Here is a 16,182-nt window from a genome sequence, read left to right on the forward strand (position 1 = left end):
TCGACAAGACACCAGAGAGCTACGAGGCCGGCCTGCATCTGTGTGGTGCGATGCTCTGGCTCCGCAGCATCGCACCACACCCATGATCTGAACTCCAAACAGGACCTAGTCCTGCGCCCCGAGAGTCTCCATGGCGCTGACCCCCTGACGGCACGACCAGCAGAACACTCCGGGCTTCTGCAGAGACGCCTCCGTCCCGGGTTCCGCGCCCCGGACGTTCAGGTGGTGGCCCGTACTGAACACCAAGCGCAGCGCACCGGACTTGAACGCGACCGCCGACAGGACGGTGGAGCCGACGAGCCGGCCCCACCCGTCACCGGTGACCGCTGCGGCCCCCGGAGCGGTCACCGGCCCCTCCGTCAGGAGTGCGGGGCCGGCGACCGTGAGCACCACCTCGTCGGCGAACGTCACCGAGAGGGCCGCTTCCGTACGGCGGACGGCCAGCACCGGGGTGCCCCGCAGTCCGATGAGCCAGCGGTCGCCGAGGTCCTCGATCACGGCAGGTCCGGCAGGTGGTCGAAGATGTTGCCGATGCTGTCGCCCGGCGAGCCATCGGGCATCTGGGGGTGCACCTCTCCGGTCTTGGGGTCGATGAGCATGTCCGGGTTTTTGTTGCCGCCGATCCCGCGCCACGCTCCCTGGGCCTTCACCTTGTGGATCGCATCCTTGATCTGCTTCACCGAATAGCCGGTCGCCTTCGCGATGGCGGCCGGCCTGCTGCACAGTCCATTGGAATTGTGGACCAGGACCGGCGTGGCGCCGGCGAGCACGTAGTACGTGTGCAGGTTGTTGACCGTCAGGTTGTACGCGCCCTGGAGTTCCTTCCAGTGCGTGACCTTGTCGATCGCGACGGTGCTGCCCTCCGGCGTGCGGAGGGTGTCGCCGGAGTTGAGGTCGCCGGCGTCCGTCCACTGCCCGCGGTTCGCCACCCAGAACGGGTGGTGGTCGGTGGCGGTGAGGGCGCCCTGGTCCGTCCCCTGACCGACGGTGATGCCGGTGAAGTCACGGTCGCCGGGGGTGTAGATCGTGGCATCGACCCGGCGGGGGCCGCCGGCACCCGTCTCGGGATCGGCCGCGAGGACGGTGTCGCCGGCCTTGATCTGTTCGATGGGCCGGGTCGCCCCGTCACCCATCAGCACCGGCGTGCCGGCCGGGAAGCTGTTGAAGCATCCGGCGACCTTCTCCGTCCTGCGGGCGGCACGGATGGCCTCGGCGGTGAGCGTGCCACCGGTCTTGACCCAGCGCAGCACGACGAGCCCGCCCACGACCCGGTCGATGGTGCTGAGGCGCTCACCGGTCGCCAGGTCGTTCCCGGTGATGGCTTCCACGACGCCCTTGCCGTTGCTGATGCCGGGGAGCAGGTCGAGCACCATGCCCACCCTGCGGTTCTCGGCGGCGCGCTCCTCGGGCGACTGGGGGTGCGCACCGACCCGCTCGGCGACGTGGGAGAAGTCGAACTTGAGGTCCGGCACGGCGAGGATCTTGTCCGCGGCCTTGTTGAACCCGGCGACGGCTGTGTTCATCTGCCCCATGCCCTGGTTCATCTGGCCGACACCCTCGTTGAGCTGGGCCATCCCCCGGTTGGCCTGCTTCAGGCCCTCGTTCATGCCGTCGATGCTCTTGTTGACATCGACCATGATGCCGTTCATCTCGTCCAGAGCCTCGTTCGTCTCGTCGAGACCACGGTTGATCTGGTCCAGGGCGCCGAGGACGTCATCGATCCACCGGCCGAACGATCCGTCGGCAACGACCGGCGGCTGCTCCTCACCCGGCGGGAAGAACTGGACGGCGGTCAAGAAGGCGAGCATCTCGACCGAATCGCTCGCGGTCCCGCTGACGCGCGCGGCCAGCTCCAGCTTGGAGCGCAGCGAATCCACGGCCGGCTTGGCCGCCTTGAACGTCTTGACGAACTGCTCCAGCGCCTCCCGCCGCTTCTTCGGGTCCGTCTCCGCCGTCGGGTGGAGCAGGATTTCCGGCTGCAGCTTCTGGAGGGCGGCCACCTCCTTCGTGATCTCGGCGAACGCCGGCCGCTCTTCGTCCTCCATCGCGTCCTGGAACGTGTAGAGGACCACCCCCAGGGCGAGCCCGACCTTCATGGACTTGAGCGCGAACTCTTTGGCGCACTTGGGCCGCTCCAGCAGCGGCAGGTTCTTGCACTTCGCGTACTGCGATACCCGGGCGGCGATCTCCAACAGGGTGGGCGGGCGGTCGAGCGGATCGGCGGCCGCAGCCGTTCCGGCCGCCCCCACCGTCAGGCACATGACGGTGAGGAGTATGACGATCTTCTGTTTGACGTGCTGAAACATGCGTTCCCTACGACGCGGCCCCAGGGGCCGCGCTCCCCTCGGCGGCTGACGGCCGCCGTTGTTACTTGCGCGTAATGCGCTTGGTCGCGGCCCACGTTAAGACGTTACCGAAGGTCGTGATCATCACCGTGGGCTGACGAGCGGTCCGTGGCCACGGTCGAGCAGGTCTTTGCGCTCGCCGAAGCCATATGGATCCGCTGGCGATTGATGGTCCTGCTGGGAGCTTTCGCCTCGATGCGACCGGAGGAGCTGACCGAGCTGCGGCGCGCCGACGTCGATCTCGCCTCATGGTCCGGGCGGGGCAGTCCTCGGAGCGAGCTCAGCTGATCTACCAGCACTCCACCAAGGAGCACCAGCGCAGGCTCGCTGACGGCATGGACGCGACCGTCCGCCTCCAGCGGGTGCCTGCCGGCCGCGGGCATCAGGGTCACGCCGCAGCCGCCGTCCACAGCTTGTGTCACCGCTTCCGGCGCCGGCGCCAGGCCGGACCGCCCGGACGAGGTGATCGACGCAGGGGCCCGGGGGCAACAGCCTGATGCCCCAATAGGGCAGTTCTGATATGCGAATGGCGCGTGAGGCCGCGAGGTCTAGACAATAAACAAGCCCCAGATCGCTGACCTGGGGCTTTTCTATGGAGCGGATGACGGGAATCGAACCCGCGCTATAAGCTTGGGAATCTATGGCGCGGAAATTGTTCGTATGGGGTCTGACCTGTGTAAATCATCCCTGCCGAGCGTCTTCCGGAGCCTCTGCCCGCTCCGGTTCTGACCGCTGTTGACCGCTCCTAAGGGCACGGTTGGGGCACGCCCCCATGAGGGTGGCCACGAGCGGGCTGAGTCGCCCGGAATGCCTACGAGTCGGCGCCGCGGGTCGGCGGCTGTCGCCCCCGGATGGCTTCCGCAACCGGTCAGCCGCATGGGCTCGTCGACCGGGCCATGGGGTCCCAGCCTTCTTGGTCACCGAGTCCGCGCAGCCAGAAGGCCTGGCTGGGCTCGGCCTCCACCAGAAGCTGTGCGGGTCGCCTGTCGTCAAGTGAGGCCCACCAAAAGGTGCGCTGGCGAGGGTGCGGCGGCGGTCGAGGCCGTGGATGTCCATGGCGGGGCCGCCGGGGCAGGCGAAGGCCGCCGCCTCCGCCGCCTCCGCTGCCGTATCCGGTATCCGGTGGCGGCGGGTCGGCTCGGCCTGGACGCACCTACCGGGACCTGGTCCGTGCCAGTGCCTGTCATCCGTGGTCGGTCGTCATCCGCACTGTCAACTGCCCGTCATTACACCTGAGGTAATCGTTTTCTCTGGCGCCCTCGAAGAAGCTTGATCCATCGAAGCGATCAAGCGATCACGAACGGGGAACGACATGAACATGCGGCGGTACACGCGCACCGGAGTGTTCGCGGCGGCCACTCTCCTCGCAGGCCTCACCATCGGTGCCGCGCCGGCCACCGCCACCGCCGAGGGCGGCGAGTGCGCCGAGGTCCGAGAGAAGGTAGACCGGCTCGAAGGGCGGATCACCCCGAACGCCTGCGCCTTCATGAAGCGGCAGATCGTCTTCGGCGAGGCCCCCAGCCTCCAGACCTACCTGGACATCTTCGACGAGGAGGCCAGCCTCTGGGAGGCCGGCGGCAAGCCCCAGCGCGGCCACGAAGTGATCGGAGCCTCGATCAGCAACTCGCTCCGCCTTGCGCCGGACCTCCGCTTCCGCGGCACGAACGTGGTCGCCGACGGCGCCGTGATGATGTTCGGTCAGCAGAACACGGTCACCCTCAAGGGCCACAAGGTCAGCCACCCGCAGATCGCCCGCAACGTCCTCGGCGATGACGGCAAGACCATCCAGGCCCGCCGCTATTACGACCGCTACGAACTGTTCCAGGTCTTGCCCGAGTCTCAGCGGCCCCGCCCCCTCTTCGCCGGCATCGCCGACCCGACCGGCCCCGGCGCGCGCGGAGCGGCCCCCGACCGGTTCCACGCCCAGGAAATCCCCGCCCGCCTCGCCGCCTGGAACAGCGGGGACGCTGCCGCGCTGGCCGCCCGTACCGGCAACGCCAAGCTGGCCGGGCCCGGCCTGGACCGGTCGCTGACCACCCAGGAGGGCAAGACCGCCTATCTGCAGCGGCTGTTCGAGAACGCCGACGTCGAGTTCAAGGCGGGCCAGGTCGCCTTCGGCCGCACCACCACCTACATCGAGTGGCATGGCACGATGACCGACCCCAACGGCACCGACCCCAAGGGCACCGACATCCCCTTCGGGATCGTCGAGCGCATTGGCCCGAAGGGCGAGTGGGAGCTCTACTTCGACACCCTGCCGGTGATCGCGGACGAGGACGAGATCCGCGGCCTGTTCAAGGCGCTCGCGAGCTAGGTGCGGTCGTGCACCGGCCGCTCCCTGAGCTGGCCTCCGGCCCGCCGGAACAACTGCGGTTCCGTGTGAACGAAGGACGCCGGTGGTGGGTCATGACGAACACCGGGGAGTGCAACGGCGGCTCATCACCCCACCAGCCCTGCCACCCGTAGTCCTGCCAGGGCCGCACTGAGGCCCGAACTTGTTGCGTCACAGCGACTGTTGTGGGAATTCAGGACCCGGCGCAGCGACATCGCCACTGGTCTACGCCGTCACGCACGCGAAGCCATCCCCCGCCCACTCATCACCCTCGGCATGTTCACCGCTCTGAAGGCACGGATGGGGCACGCCCCCCGGGCGGTCGGCTGGAGTGTCACTCGAGTAGCCCTCGCCCGGACGGTGGCGTGCGCGCTGGGAGGCTGCGTTGTCCAGGCCGTCGAGGCCAGGGTGTCCGGGGTGGAATTCCAGCAGGCCGCCGTCGTCGGGGTGGGTGGGGATTCGAGAAGAGGACCAGGGCGAGGGGGGGTGGTCGTCGGTGTGGGCGCCAGGGGTGTCGCCCTCCAGGTGGAGGATGTTCAAGACATGTCACTCGACGGGGTCCCGCATCGCGCTGACCTCGCTGCCCAGCACGGTGGTGAGGAAGGCGAGCAGGGCGGGGTCCTGGTACAGGCTGCTGACCAGCGCGGATAAGCGCAGCCCGTGTGCGACGGCGGTGTCCTGCGGGCCGAGTCCGCCGGCGGTGAGGGCGGTGAGGGCCAGGCCGGTGGCCGTCGGGGCTGGAGTAGGGCTCGTCCGGGATACGGGGCCAGCCGCCGTCGGCCCGCTGGGAAGCCAGGCGTGCCGGGGTGGCGGTGCGGCTGGCACGGTACGGGGCAAGCGCCGACCCGGTCTCGGCGGCGCCGTAGGACGGCGGGAGGTACCAGTCGGAGAGGCCCGGTCCGCGCGGTCGGCTCCGGCCAGCGCGAGCAGGGTGTCGCCCGTGGTGTCGTTGTCGGATTCGAGTGGAGCAGTGCAGGCCCAGCCGACGTCCTGCTTCTGCGCCGAGGCGAGGAAGTCCAGAGCGGTGGGGAGGGCGGCCGCGTCGAAACGGGGTGCCTGCCTAACGCGCGGACGCCCTCCCCCGCGAAGCCAGCAGCGACTCGGCGAGTAATCTGGAGCGCCATCAGGGGTTATGGCACGCGAATGGCACGCGGGGCGGGAGAGGTCTAGACAACGAAGAGGGCCCAGGTCGGTGACCTGGGCCTTCTTGGAAGAGCGGATGACGGGAATCGAACCCGCGCTATAAGCTTGGGAATCACTGCCGTCTGCGGCGCCTATAGGGCCTTTGACCTGGGAAAGCACCTGTGCATCCAGGCCTCCGCAGGGCCTCGGCCGCACCCGTGATAACCACTGTTTACGGCCCCTAAGGGCACGGCTGGGGCACGCCCCCCTGCACGTGCTTAGGCGGTGGGACAAACTGACTCGGTCACACAGGTAGCTCGGGATCCGACGGCGGCGAACTCCCGGCGACCTTGCAGGCGCAATCAGGCTGCTGCCGTCAGCCAGTGCTGGGCGAGGTGCCGGAGGGCGGCGGCTGGGCCCGAGCCGTGTCGGTGTCGGGATACGTGCAGTCCTGCAGCACGTCCGAACCCAGTGCCACAACTTGATGGCATGTGGACGGCATGTGGGACTGGCGGGCTCGTAGGATCGTTGGATGGTTGACCGGAGCGAGATTGGCCTTCCAGTTCTGAGCCGGTGGATGGACGGAGTCCCGACCCACCCACTGCGTTGGTACTTCGAGGCGGAGCGTCCGAACCGCTTTCGGGGCGTCGTCCACGCGTGGTGGCGAAGCCCCATCCTGACTGCGATCGAAGAGACCCTGGCCATTCTTGAGCGGGTCCGGCCTGACGGGCTCGAAGCGAAGCGGCAAGACTTCCGGCGGTTCTGGGATCAGAGCGCGGAAGGCATGGAGTTCTTCCTTACGCACCGAGCCGAACTTACGGTTGCTTCGCACCTTGCGGAGAGCGGTGTGCCGTTCGGGTTCAACAGAGCCGAGGGGCCCGACCTGCTTCTCGACGCGAGCGCGATGCGTTTCGGCATCGAGATCAGCTCGCGTCGACCGAAGAGCTTGGACAGCCTGACCCGCGAGTTGCGTGCGGGGCTCCGGGCGCGAGGTCTGCCGGCGGTAGTGACCACATCCACTGAACCCATCCCTCCCGTAGCGATCCGGGACAAGGTGCGCAGGGAGATCATCGAAGCCTTCCTGCTGCCCGGCGGAGGGTCAGGGGTCACATCCATGAGGGTGGAGGCCGCGCCAGCCAGACCTGAGGACGGGATACCTGCCGCGTGGGTGACCATCCGGATCACGCCGAACGAGGGCCGCAGCACGATGGCGGCCCCGTACAACAGCCCTCACATGATCGCGACGGCACAGGAAGTCGCGCGCAACGTAATGCGGGAGAAGCGGAAGGTGAGGCAGTCGAAACTCACGCCGACCATCTTGGTCGTGGATGTCAGCGGGACCGATCTGCCGGATCTCAGGTGCTGGAGCGAGGTGTTCAGCACCATGTGGGAGCCGACGGACGAGTTCGTCGCGCTTGCGGCGATGACCATGACGAGGCCGAGTCGTGAGCCGAAACTGAGCTTCTCCATCAACCCCTTCGCTGGGTCCTCCAACTCGAAGGCTCCAAGCGGTGGAAGATCTACGGCCCCACCCGGCAGGCCCCGGCATGGCGGGACGTCGAAGCCCCTGAGGCCCCGACGGGCGAGCCGATCGAGGACATCGTCCTGACGGCCGGTGACTCGCTCTATCTACCGCGCGGCTGGTGGCACGCGGTGAGCGCCGACCAGGGCACTCCGCAGTCGCTGGCGGGGTCTCGGTCGACGTTATGGCTTCTCGGCGGCCTGGCGAAGCAGGGCAACCGGTTGGTCGACTGCCGTCGATCTGGTCTTCATCCCGTAGGGCTCCTGCTCGTCCTCGCTGAGCACTTCGCGGCTGTCCGGGTCGCGGGCGATGTGGACCTGCATGTAGGGGATGGTGTCTCCCGGAGCGAAGAGGTCACCCTCGCGCCATTTCGGGATGACCCACCACATGGCCGCCCAGTCGGGAGCCTGGGTCATGTTCATGATCGCGCTGCTGCGGTAGATCCTGGACGTGTAGCGGAAGAAGTCGTCGCCCGGGTCCGCGAGCCACGGTGGGGCGTCCCAGAGGTGCTTGCGATCGGCGGAGTCCGTGTCCCAGGAGTATGCGATCGACTGCGGGTAGCTGTTGGCGAGCTTGCAGCGATCGGCCCGGATGAACGAGATCGTCGCGGCCAGCTGGACGCGCCCCTGACCGGATTCCTTCAGCGGCACTTCGATGACGGCCTCCTTCGAGAAGTCGTCACCGGGGTCGAGGCGGCTTCCCGCGGAGGTGATCTGTCCTGCCGCGAGCAGGCGGGCCGGGGCATCGAAGTCCTCGTGGCGGTTGGTGTCCCAGCCGCTTCCCAGTTCGTCCCGCCACCTCGTCAGCCCGGTGCCCTTCTCCCGGAAGGTGCTCGGCCAGATCGTGGCCGACCACTGGGTTCCGACGACGAAGATGCTGATGGATCCCTCGTTGCGGAACGTGAGGTGCGCCGGTACGTACAGGCTGGTGCGGGCGGCGTTCAGGGTCGGCTTCCCGAAGGAGACCATGAAGGGGACCTTGGGCGGGGCGACGTACGGCGTGTACATGGCGGAGTACGCCACGCTCGCGGAACCGATGAGAGCCGAAAGGGCGACGCCGGTCGCAAAGCTCTTCGGGTGCGGAATCCCCCGCCAGACCTTGTGCCGGCTCACTTCCCACAGTGCCCAGACGGACCACACCACCAGGGAGACCCAGAGCCAGAACAACCCGGCGTGATAGCCGCCTTCCCACTGCAGGATCAGGAACATCAGACTGGTGACGGCCACGATGACGACCCCCAGCAGGACGCATTGCCCCGCATACCGGGTGGTTCGCTTGTCCCAGTAGTCGAAGACCGCCGCAGCCGCGACCGTCTCCACCACCGCGCCGGCCAGGAACACCACACCCATGACCCGCCCGCCGAAGGTCAGTGCTTTGAGGGTGTCCGTCAGCCCCACCCGGAAGAGCACGGCGGCGGATGCAAGGAGCCCGAGGATCATGAGACAGGCTTGGATGCGCCTCCACCAGGGACGGTCCGGCCACAGGTTCGGGTCGGCCCGCCATCGGACCTGCCCGGGATGGCCGAGGTCGACCTCCGCGGGCACCCCCGCTCGCCGCAACACCCGCCGGAGGTCCCGGGGTGACCACGCCCGACCCACGGTCCTGCCCGCGACGCCGACCTCGCGCAGCCCTCGGCTGTCCGGTGCGTGCACGATGACCTGCGGTCCGCTGGACGTCATGCCCTCAGGATCGGCGTGATGCGAGAGGGCCGCAGCCGACATGGGCATCCGGGTGACCCTGCGGCTGTGGCAGTAGGGCGACGCCAGGACCGTTGCGGTCAGAGCAGATGGCGGGGGAGCGACAACTGCCGCTTTGGCAGCGCAAATTCACACCCAAGCATCGCGAAGTGGCGCGGGACACATGAAATGCGTCTCGCGGTTCGAGGCGGCGGCCTGTCCGTGTGGTGCACGTGGTGCGTCGAGCGGCCTCCGGCCAGGGCGATCAAGGCAGTTGGGGCACGCGGGGGGCACGGCAGGGGCTGAGAGGTCTAGACAATGAAGAAGGCCCAGGTCGCTGACCTGGGCCTTCGTTCAAGAGCGGATGACGGGAATCGAACCCGCGCTATAAGCTTGGGAAGCTCATGTTCTACCATTAAACTACATCCGCACGGTGGTCCGGTTGTCTGGAGCCGTATCGTTTCTCAGCCTACCCCATGATCGCTCCCCGGTGAATTCGCCCGCCCGAGTGGTCACGCGTGTGTGGTGCACGGGGGGTCGTGGGGGCGGGAGTTGGGGCGTACCTTGTGCGTGCGGAGCGGCGGCTGGAGTGGGTCGTCTTCATCCCCTAATGTGGCGATTCGTCGCAGTACAGCTGGTTGGGGAAAGGGACTCGATGGAGCACACCGTCGTCCGTTGTGCCGAAGGGCACGTATTCAGCACCGCTTCGTTTCCGCTGCAGCACCTCGGTGCCGGCCGGATCGGGCCGGGACGGCTGTTGCGGTGCCCGCGCTGCGCGCGGTTGCGCCATGCCGTGCCCGTGGGTGCGGCGGCGAAGCGGTAGGCGGTAGGCGGTAGGTCGTTTCTTTCGGATCTTGTCGGCCGGGCCCGCGGTCGCCCGGACCGGAAGAGACGGTTTGGGCGTCGGCGCGCGGGGGGCCGCCTCGATTGGGGTGGTCCGCGCGCTCTGCGTATCCTCGGGACGTGCTTCTCTCTGACAAAGACATCCGGGCCGAGATCGACTGCGGACGGGTTCGCATCGACCCATTCGACGAGTCGATGGTGCAGCCCTCCAGCATCGATGTACGTCTCGACCGGTTCTTCCGGGTGTTCGAGAATCACCGCTACGCCCACATCGACCCCGCCACCGAGCAGCCGGATCTGACCCGGATGGTCGAGCCGGAGGGGGACGAGGCGTTCATCCTCCACCCGGGTGAGTTCGTGCTGGCCTCGACGTACGAGGTCATCTCGTTGCCCGATGACATCGCCTCCAGGCTGGAGGGGAAGTCCAGCCTGGGCCGCCTCGGCCTGGTGACGCACTCGACCGCTGGTTTCATCGACCCCGGGTTCTCCGGGCACGTGACCCTCGAGCTGTCGAACCTCGCCACGCTGCCCATCAAGCTCTGGCCGGGCATGAAGATCGGACAGCTGTGCCTGTTCCGGCTCAGCTCGCCCGCGGAGTTCCCGTACGGGAGCGAGCGCTACGAGTCGCGGTACCAGGGCCAGCGCGGTCCGACGGCCTCGCGGTCCTTCCAGAACTTCCACCGCACCCAGGTGAGGCACGAGGCATGAGCGACGTACGCGAGAACCTGGACTACGACGGGTTCGGGCGGGCGGTGCGCGAGCTGGCGCAGACCATCGCCGACGACGGCTACGAGCCCGACATCATCCTCAGCATCGCCCGTGGCGGCGTCTTCGTCGCCGGCGGTCTGGCGTACGCGCTGGACTGCAAGAACATCCACCTGGTGAACGTCGAGTTCTACACCGGTGTGGGGACCACGTTGGAAATGCCGGTCATGCTGGCGCCCGTCCCCGAGGCGATCGACTTCACCAACAAGAAGGTCCTGATCGCCGACGACGTCGCCGACACCGGCAAGACGCTGAAGCTGGTCCACGACTTCTGCCTCGGCCACGTCGCCGAGGTCCGCTCGGCCGTGATCTACGAGAAGTCGCACTCGCTCGTGAAGTGCGAGTACGTGTGGAAGAAGACCGACGAGTGGATCAACTTCCCCTGGTCGGTCGAACCGCCCGTGGTGAAGCGTGAGGGACAGGTCCTCGACGCCTGAGCAGCCCTGAGCAGCGCAGCCCAGCGCAGCGCAGCGCCGTGCAGACGGACGAAGACGAGAGGGGCCCGCCGCGGTTTCGCGCGGCGGGCCCCTTTTCGTTTCCTGCGTGCGGACGCAGGCGTACGTGCGTGCGCTAGATCGTGCCCAGCTTGATGATCGACAGCAGGGCGACCAGCTGGATCGCCGACGCGCCCAGGGCCTTCGGCCACGCCAGGTCGTGCGATGCGGCGATCAGTGAGGTGAGGAGCGCGCCGGCCGCCACCCAGGTGGCCCAGCCCAGCACCTGTACGAGCATGTTGTCGCCGCCGAGGAACATCGCGAACAGCAGGCGCGGCACGTCGGTGAGGGTCATGACGAGCATCGACAGTCCGACGGTCGGCTGCCAGGACCCGTCGCCGCCCAGTTGGCGGGCCAGGGTGTGCGTGACGGCGCCGAGGATCAGGCCGCAGATCACGAAGGCCACGCCCGCCGACAGCACGATCGGGACGGCCTTCGAGAGGGTCGCGTTGATGACGTCCTTGCGGGCGTCGTCGAGGCCGAAGACCGCGAGCAGGCCGTAGAGGAAGGTCACGATCAGCGCCGGACCCCAGACGGCGTAGTCGCGCATCTGGAGGAAGGTCGGCCCAGGCCGCGTCACGATGCCGCGCAGCAGTTCCTTCCACGGCAGCCGCGGGCCGGCGGGAACGGCGGCCTGGGCCGCGCCCGCCTGGTACATGGCGCCCTGGTTGTACGGGTACGGGTCCTCGCCGATGGCGAAGGCCTGGGTGTACCCGGGGGCGTCGCTCGGGTTCCCGGCGCCGGGACCCGGCCCGTATCCCGGACCTTGCCCCTGTCCGTGCCCGTGCCCTTGCCCGCCGTGCGGGTCGAAGTATTCGGGCTCGCCCTGGCCCCCGGCGGCGGCCTGCTGGGGCCACTGCTGGGGAGCGTAGGGCTGCTGGCCGTACGGTGCGGGCGCCTGAGGCGCCTGGTGGGGCGCCTGCTGCTGACCGTACGGCTGCTGCCGCGGGGGTTGTTGCGGGGTGCGGTTGTTGTCCCGGCCGCGTCCGATCCTGAATCCAGCCACGTGATCGAAAGTACCCGCTCCGGAGGGGCCCGGTGGCCGGGGTGCCGGAAGAAGCCCCCTTTGCGGCTGACCTGTGACATCCCCTAGGGGGTACCCGGGGGGTGCGTAGGGGGCCTTCTGAGGGTGGTTTACGTGGCCGCGCGACAGTCTGCGGCCCGCCGTTACACGGCCGAGGGAAAACGGACATAACGGGCCCGTAGCTTCGTGGACGTCGCCGCCACGCACCACGAGAAAGAGTCCCTGACATGCGCAGCCCCCGCCGCCGGACCACCCTCCGTACCGCCGCAGTCGTCGCCGGTGCGGCCGTCGTCCTGGCCCTCCCCGTCGGTTCCGCCTTCGCGGACTCCCCGGCCGTTCCGGAGCCCCAGGTCCTGCCCGGCATCGACCAGCCGTCCGTGGACCCGACGGTCGACCCGCAGGTGGATCCGCAGGTGGATCCGCAGGTCGACCCGAGGGTCCCGCCGACCACGCCGCCGACCACCCCGCCCGCCGAGCCGTCCAAGCCGTCGGTACGGGCCTACGTCACCACCGTGAAGCTGGCCGACGGGTCGGTCGCCAAGGTCTACAAGCTCGGCGCCGACCACTTCGAGGCCGATGTCTTCTCCGGCGACGTCGAGTTGGACACCCTGGTCAGCAAGGGCGGCGCGGCTGCCTACGGCCAGAACAACGGGCTGCACGTCGTCCTCCAGCCGAACGGCACGGTGACCTCGTGGATCGAGGGCGCGCCGAAGCCGGTCGAGAAGCCCAAGCCGGTCGAGAAGCCCAAGCCGGTGGAGAAGCCCAAGCCGGTCGAGAAGAAGGTGTCGTCGGTACGGGTGACCATGCCCGACGGGCGGATCGCGAAGCTGATCGACGGCCCGGACGGCAAGCGCGCCGTCATCTCGACGCCGAACGGGAACGACCTCGGCACCATCGACCTGAAGCGCCCGAGTGTGATGAACGGCGGCTGGACGTACAAGCTGGTCCGGGACGGGAACCGCGTGAAGTTCGTCGTCATCGACGGCAAGAACGGCGGGAACAGCTGGGTGTACGACTTCGGCAGCGGCAAGCTGATCGAGCGGTACGAGGTCGAAGCCGGCAAGGGCGTGACGAAGGACGCGAAGCTCGACGCCAAGAAGGACGCTGAGAAGGACGCGAAGCCGGACGTGAAGAAGTCGGGCGAGCGGGTCGTGCCGAAGGGCGGCGTGAAGGCCGGTGCGGAGGGCGTCGCGCCGGTGTCGGACGGCACGGACACCCCGCTGCTGCTGGCGGCCGGCGGGGGCATGGCCGCGGTGGGCGCGGCGGGCCTCGGCTTCGCGGTGCTGCGTCGCAGCCGGGGCGATCGGGCCTGACCGGGTCCGCCTGACCTAGGTGGTCCCGAACGCCGGAACGCCCGCCCCCTGTGGGGGCGGGCGTTCCGGCGTTCGCGCAGCGCGGGTTACTTCGCCTCGGCCTCGGTCTCCGGCTCCGCCGGGACCTCCGCCTTCGGCTCGGCTTCGGCCGGAGCCTCTTCCGCCTTCGGCTCGGCTTCCGCCGGAGCCTCTTCCGCCTTCGGCTCGGCTTCCGCCGGAGCCACAGCCGGAGCCGGAGCCGGAGCCGGAGTCTCGGCCTTCGCAGCCTCCGCCTTCGGAGCCTCGGCCTCACCAGGCTTCGCCTCCGCCTTCGGAGCCTCAACCACCGCAGCCGCAGCCGCAGCCTTCGGAGCCTCAGCCACCGGTTCCTCCGCCGGCTCCGGCTCCACCACCGGCTCCTCGACCGGCTCCGGCTCCACCACCACCTCCGGCGTCTTCACCGACTCCAGCAGCAGCTGCGCCACGTCCACCACCTGGACGTGTTCCTTCGCCTGGCCGTCGTTCTTCTTGCCGTTGACCGAGTCGGTCAGCATCACCAGGCAGAACGGGCAGGCCGTCGAGACGATGTCCGGGTTCAGGGACAGGGCCTCGTCGACGCGCTCGTTGTTGATGCGCTTGCCGATCCGCTCCTCCATCCACATCCGCGCGCCACCGGCGCCACAGCAGAAGCCCCGCTCCTTGTGGCGGTGCATCTCCTGCTGCCGCAGGCCCGGCACGGCCGACATGATCTCGCGCGGCGGCGAGTAGACCTTGTTGTGGCGGCCGAGGTAGCACGGGTCGTGGTACGTGATCAGCCCGTCGACCGGGGTGACCGGGGTGAGCCGGCCCTCGTCGATCAGGTGCTGGAGCAGCTGCGTGTGGTGGATGACCTCGTACTCGCCACCCAGCTGCGGGTACTCGTTGGCGATCGTGTTGAAGCAGTGCGGGCAGGTCGAGACGATCCGCTTCGCCGACTTCGGCTTCTTCGTCGACGGGTCCTCGCCGTCCTCGCCGAACGCCATGTTCAGCATGGCCACGTTCTCCTGGCCGAGCTGCTGGAACAGCGGCTCGTTGCCCAGGCGGCGCGGCGAGTCACCGGTGCACTTCTCGTCGCCGCCCATGATCGCGAACTTGACGCCCGCGATGTTCAGCAGCTCCGCGAAGGCCTTGGTGGTCTTCTTCGCCCGGTCCTCCAGCGCGCCGGCGCAGCCGACCCAGTAGAGGTAGTCGAACTCCGAGAGGTCCTCCGCGTCCTTGCCGATGATCGGGACCTCGAAGTCCACCTCCTTGGTCCACTCCACCCGCTGCTTCTTCGCGAGGCCCCAGGGGTTGCCCTTCTTCTCCAGGTTCTTGAGCATCGTGCCCGCCTCGGACGGGAACGCGCTCTCGATCATCACCTGGTAGCGCCGCATGTCGACGATGTGGTCGATGTGCTCGATGTCCACGGGGCACTGCTCGACGCACGCACCGCAGCTCGTGCACGACCACAGGACGTCCGGGTCGATGACGCCGTTCTCCTCGGCGGTGCCGATCAGGGGGCGCTCGGCCTCCGCGAGGGCCGAGGCGGGCACGTTGGCCAACTGCTCGGGCGTGGCCTTCTCGTTGCCCTCCATGTCCTTGCCGCCGCCCGCGAGCAGGTACGGGGCCTTGGCGTGCGCGTGGTCGCGCAGGGACATGATCAGCAGCTTCGGGGACAGCGGCTTGCCGGTGTTCCAGGCCGGGCACTGCGACTGGCAGCGGCCGCACTCGGTGCACGTGGAGAAGTCGAGGATGCCCTTCCAAGAGAACTGCTCGACCTGGGAGACGCCGAAGACGTCGTCCTCGCCCGGGTCTTCGAAGTCGATGACCTTGCCGCCGCTGGTCATGGGCTGGAGCGCGCCGAGCGCGACCGCGCCGTCAGCGTTCCGCTTGAACCAGATGTTCGGGAAGCCGAGGAAGCGGTGCCAGGCGACACCCATGTTGGTGTTGAGCGAGACTACGATCATCCAGATCAGCGAGGTGCCGATCTTGATCATCGCGGTGAAGTAGATGGCGTTCTGCAGCGTGCCCGCCGCGAGCCCCTTGAAGGCCAGGACCAGCGGGTACGAGACGAAGTACGCAGGCTCGTACGCGTCCACGTGGTGGATCGCACCCTCGAGGCCGCGCAGGCACAGGATGGCGAGGCCGATGGTGAGGATGATGTACTCGACGAAGTACGCCTGCCAGGCCTTCGAGCCGGTGAAGCGCGACTTGCGGCCGGCCCGCGAGGGCAGCGACGCCAGGCGGATGCCCATCAGGATGACGATGCCGAGCACCGTCATCAGGCCGATGAACTCGATGTAGAGCTCGAACGGCAGGAAGCCGCCGATGATCGGCAGCACCCAGTCGGCCTCGAAGAGCTGCCCGTACGCCTGGACCAGGGTGGGCGGCAGGGTGAGGAAGCCGATGGCGACGAACCAGTGCGCGAAGCCGACGAGGCCCCAGCGGTTCATCCGGCTGTGGCCGAGGAACTCCCGGACCAGGGTGAGCGTTCGTGCTTTCGGATCGTCCGTACGGCTGCCGGCCGGTACGGGCGTTCCGAGCTTCACGAAGCGGTAGATCTGCGCCACGGCTCGGGCGAGCAGCGCGACGCCGACCACGGTCAGGACCAGCGACACGATGATCGCGGCGAGTTGCATGGGAAGGCTCCTCGGGCGGCACTTACTAAGCGGTAACTTATCCAGTCAAGGCTTGAGGTTACCCAGTCCCGACGCCGCAATGTAGCCGAGCGCGCGGTGATCTGCGTCGC

Annotated in this window: 10 protein-coding genes, 1 tRNA gene and 3 pseudogenes; 6 read left to right on the forward strand and 8 right to left on the reverse strand. The window is 68.3% G+C overall.

What is annotated here, in order from left to right; all coding sequences use genetic code 11:
- Positions 1-105 precede the first annotated feature (105 nt).
- Positions 106-498 (reverse strand): DUF6188 family protein, encoded by a 393-nt coding sequence (locus J7E97_RS24505; RefSeq protein ID WP_215031136.1) that lies wholly within the window; start codon positions 496-498, stop codon positions 106-108.
- Positions 495-2,306 (reverse strand): polymorphic toxin-type HINT domain-containing protein, encoded by a 1,812-nt coding sequence (locus tag J7E97_RS24510; protein ID WP_215031139.1) that lies wholly within the window; start codon positions 2,304-2,306, stop codon positions 495-497. Before J7E97_RS24510 ends, J7E97_RS24505 begins: the two co-directional genes overlap by 4 nt.
- A gap of 132 nt (positions 2,307-2,438) precedes the next feature.
- On the opposite strand from J7E97_RS24510, the pseudogene J7E97_RS24515 reads away from it, so the two are divergent.
- Both J7E97_RS24515 and J7E97_RS24520 read left to right on the forward strand, forming a co-directional pair.
- Positions 2,439-2,842 (forward strand): annotated as a pseudogene (locus J7E97_RS24515) (hypothetical protein); the annotation flags it as partial.
- Positions 2,843-3,657: 815 nt separating this feature from the next.
- On the forward strand, positions 3,658-4,659 hold the full coding sequence (locus J7E97_RS24520; RefSeq protein WP_215031142.1) for a hypothetical protein: 1,002 nt from the start codon (positions 3,658-3,660) through the stop codon (positions 4,657-4,659).
- Between the two features lie 64 nt (positions 4,660-4,723).
- On the opposite strand, the pseudogene J7E97_RS36205 reads toward J7E97_RS24520, so the two are convergent.
- Together J7E97_RS36205 and J7E97_RS24525 are read right to left on the reverse strand one after the other, a co-directional pair.
- Positions 4,724-4,848: pseudogene (locus J7E97_RS36205) on the reverse strand (deaminase); the annotation flags it as partial.
- A gap of 375 nt (positions 4,849-5,223) precedes the next feature.
- Positions 5,224-5,502 carry a hypothetical protein gene (locus tag J7E97_RS24525; RefSeq protein WP_215031145.1) on the reverse strand — a complete coding sequence of 93 codons (279 nt, stop codon included), beginning with the start codon at positions 5,500-5,502 and terminating at the stop codon, positions 5,224-5,226.
- 1,782 nt (positions 5,503-7,284) lie between these two features.
- Here J7E97_RS24525 and J7E97_RS24530 point away from each other — a divergent pair.
- Positions 7,285-7,473: pseudogene (locus J7E97_RS24530) on the forward strand (JmjC domain-containing protein); the annotation flags it as partial.
- Positions 7,474-7,503: 30 nt separating this feature from the next.
- Here the strand turns inward: J7E97_RS24530 and J7E97_RS24535 are convergent.
- Together J7E97_RS24535 and J7E97_RS24540 are read right to left on the reverse strand one after the other, a co-directional pair.
- Entirely contained in the window at positions 7,504-9,000 is a 1,497-nt protein-coding gene (locus tag J7E97_RS24535) for a hypothetical protein (protein ID WP_215031148.1), read from the reverse strand.
- A 356-nt stretch (positions 9,001-9,356) separates the two neighbouring features.
- Positions 9,357-9,427, reverse strand: a tRNA-Gly gene (locus J7E97_RS24540).
- A 533-nt stretch (positions 9,428-9,960) separates the two neighbouring features.
- Here J7E97_RS24540 and dcd point away from each other — a divergent pair.
- Both dcd and J7E97_RS24550 read left to right on the forward strand, forming a co-directional pair.
- Positions 9,961-10,548: a dCTP deaminase gene (dcd, locus tag J7E97_RS24545; protein ID WP_215031151.1), complete on the forward strand. Its 588-nt coding sequence runs from the start codon at positions 9,961-9,963 to the stop codon at positions 10,546-10,548.
- Positions 10,545-11,042 carry a phosphoribosyltransferase gene (locus J7E97_RS24550; protein WP_215031154.1) on the forward strand — a complete coding sequence of 166 codons (498 nt, stop codon included), beginning with the start codon at positions 10,545-10,547 and terminating at the stop codon, positions 11,040-11,042. Before dcd ends, J7E97_RS24550 begins: the two co-directional genes overlap by 4 nt.
- A 133-nt stretch (positions 11,043-11,175) precedes the next feature.
- Here J7E97_RS24550 and J7E97_RS24555 read toward each other — a convergent pair whose 3' ends face one another.
- Positions 11,176-12,105, reverse strand: coding sequence for a Yip1 family protein (locus tag J7E97_RS24555; RefSeq protein ID WP_215031157.1), 930 nt, complete (start codon positions 12,103-12,105; stop codon positions 11,176-11,178).
- Positions 12,106-12,350: 245 nt separating this feature from the next.
- Between J7E97_RS24555 and J7E97_RS24560 the strand changes: the two genes are divergently transcribed.
- Entirely contained in the window at positions 12,351-13,436 is a 1,086-nt protein-coding gene (locus J7E97_RS24560) for a hypothetical protein (RefSeq protein WP_215031159.1), read from the forward strand.
- Between the two features lie 86 nt (positions 13,437-13,522).
- Here the strand turns inward: J7E97_RS24560 and J7E97_RS24565 are convergent, their stop codons facing one another.
- Complete coding sequence (locus J7E97_RS24565; RefSeq protein ID WP_251055076.1) at positions 13,523-16,072, reverse strand: 4Fe-4S dicluster domain-containing protein; 2,550 nt, start codon at positions 16,070-16,072, stop codon at positions 13,523-13,525.
- Positions 16,073-16,182 lie beyond the last annotated feature (110 nt).

This window comes from Streptomyces sp. ISL-66 (assembly GCF_018614135.1).
Taxonomy (GTDB): Bacteria; Actinomycetota; Actinomycetes; order Streptomycetales; family Streptomycetaceae; genus Streptomyces.

Bases quoted from the DNA above. Each gene is read 5' to 3' on its own strand.
- J7E97_RS24510 (WP_215031139.1), bottom strand. From the start codon at position 2,306: ATGTTTCAGCACGTCAAACAGAAGATCGTCATACTCCTCACCGTCATG.
- J7E97_RS24520 (WP_215031142.1), top strand. From the start codon at position 3,658: ATGAACATGCGGCGGTACACGCGCACCGGAGTGTTCGCGGCGGCCACT.
- J7E97_RS24535 (WP_215031148.1), bottom strand. From the start codon at position 9,000: ATGACGTCCAGCGGACCGCAGGTCATCGTGCACGCACCGGACAGCCGA.
- J7E97_RS24550 (WP_215031154.1), top strand. From the start codon at position 10,545: ATGAGCGACGTACGCGAGAACCTGGACTACGACGGGTTCGGGCGGGCG.
- J7E97_RS24560 (WP_215031159.1), top strand. From the start codon at position 12,351: ATGCGCAGCCCCCGCCGCCGGACCACCCTCCGTACCGCCGCAGTCGTC.
- J7E97_RS24565 (WP_251055076.1), bottom strand. From the start codon at position 16,072: ATGCAACTCGCCGCGATCATCGTGTCGCTGGTCCTGACCGTGGTCGGC.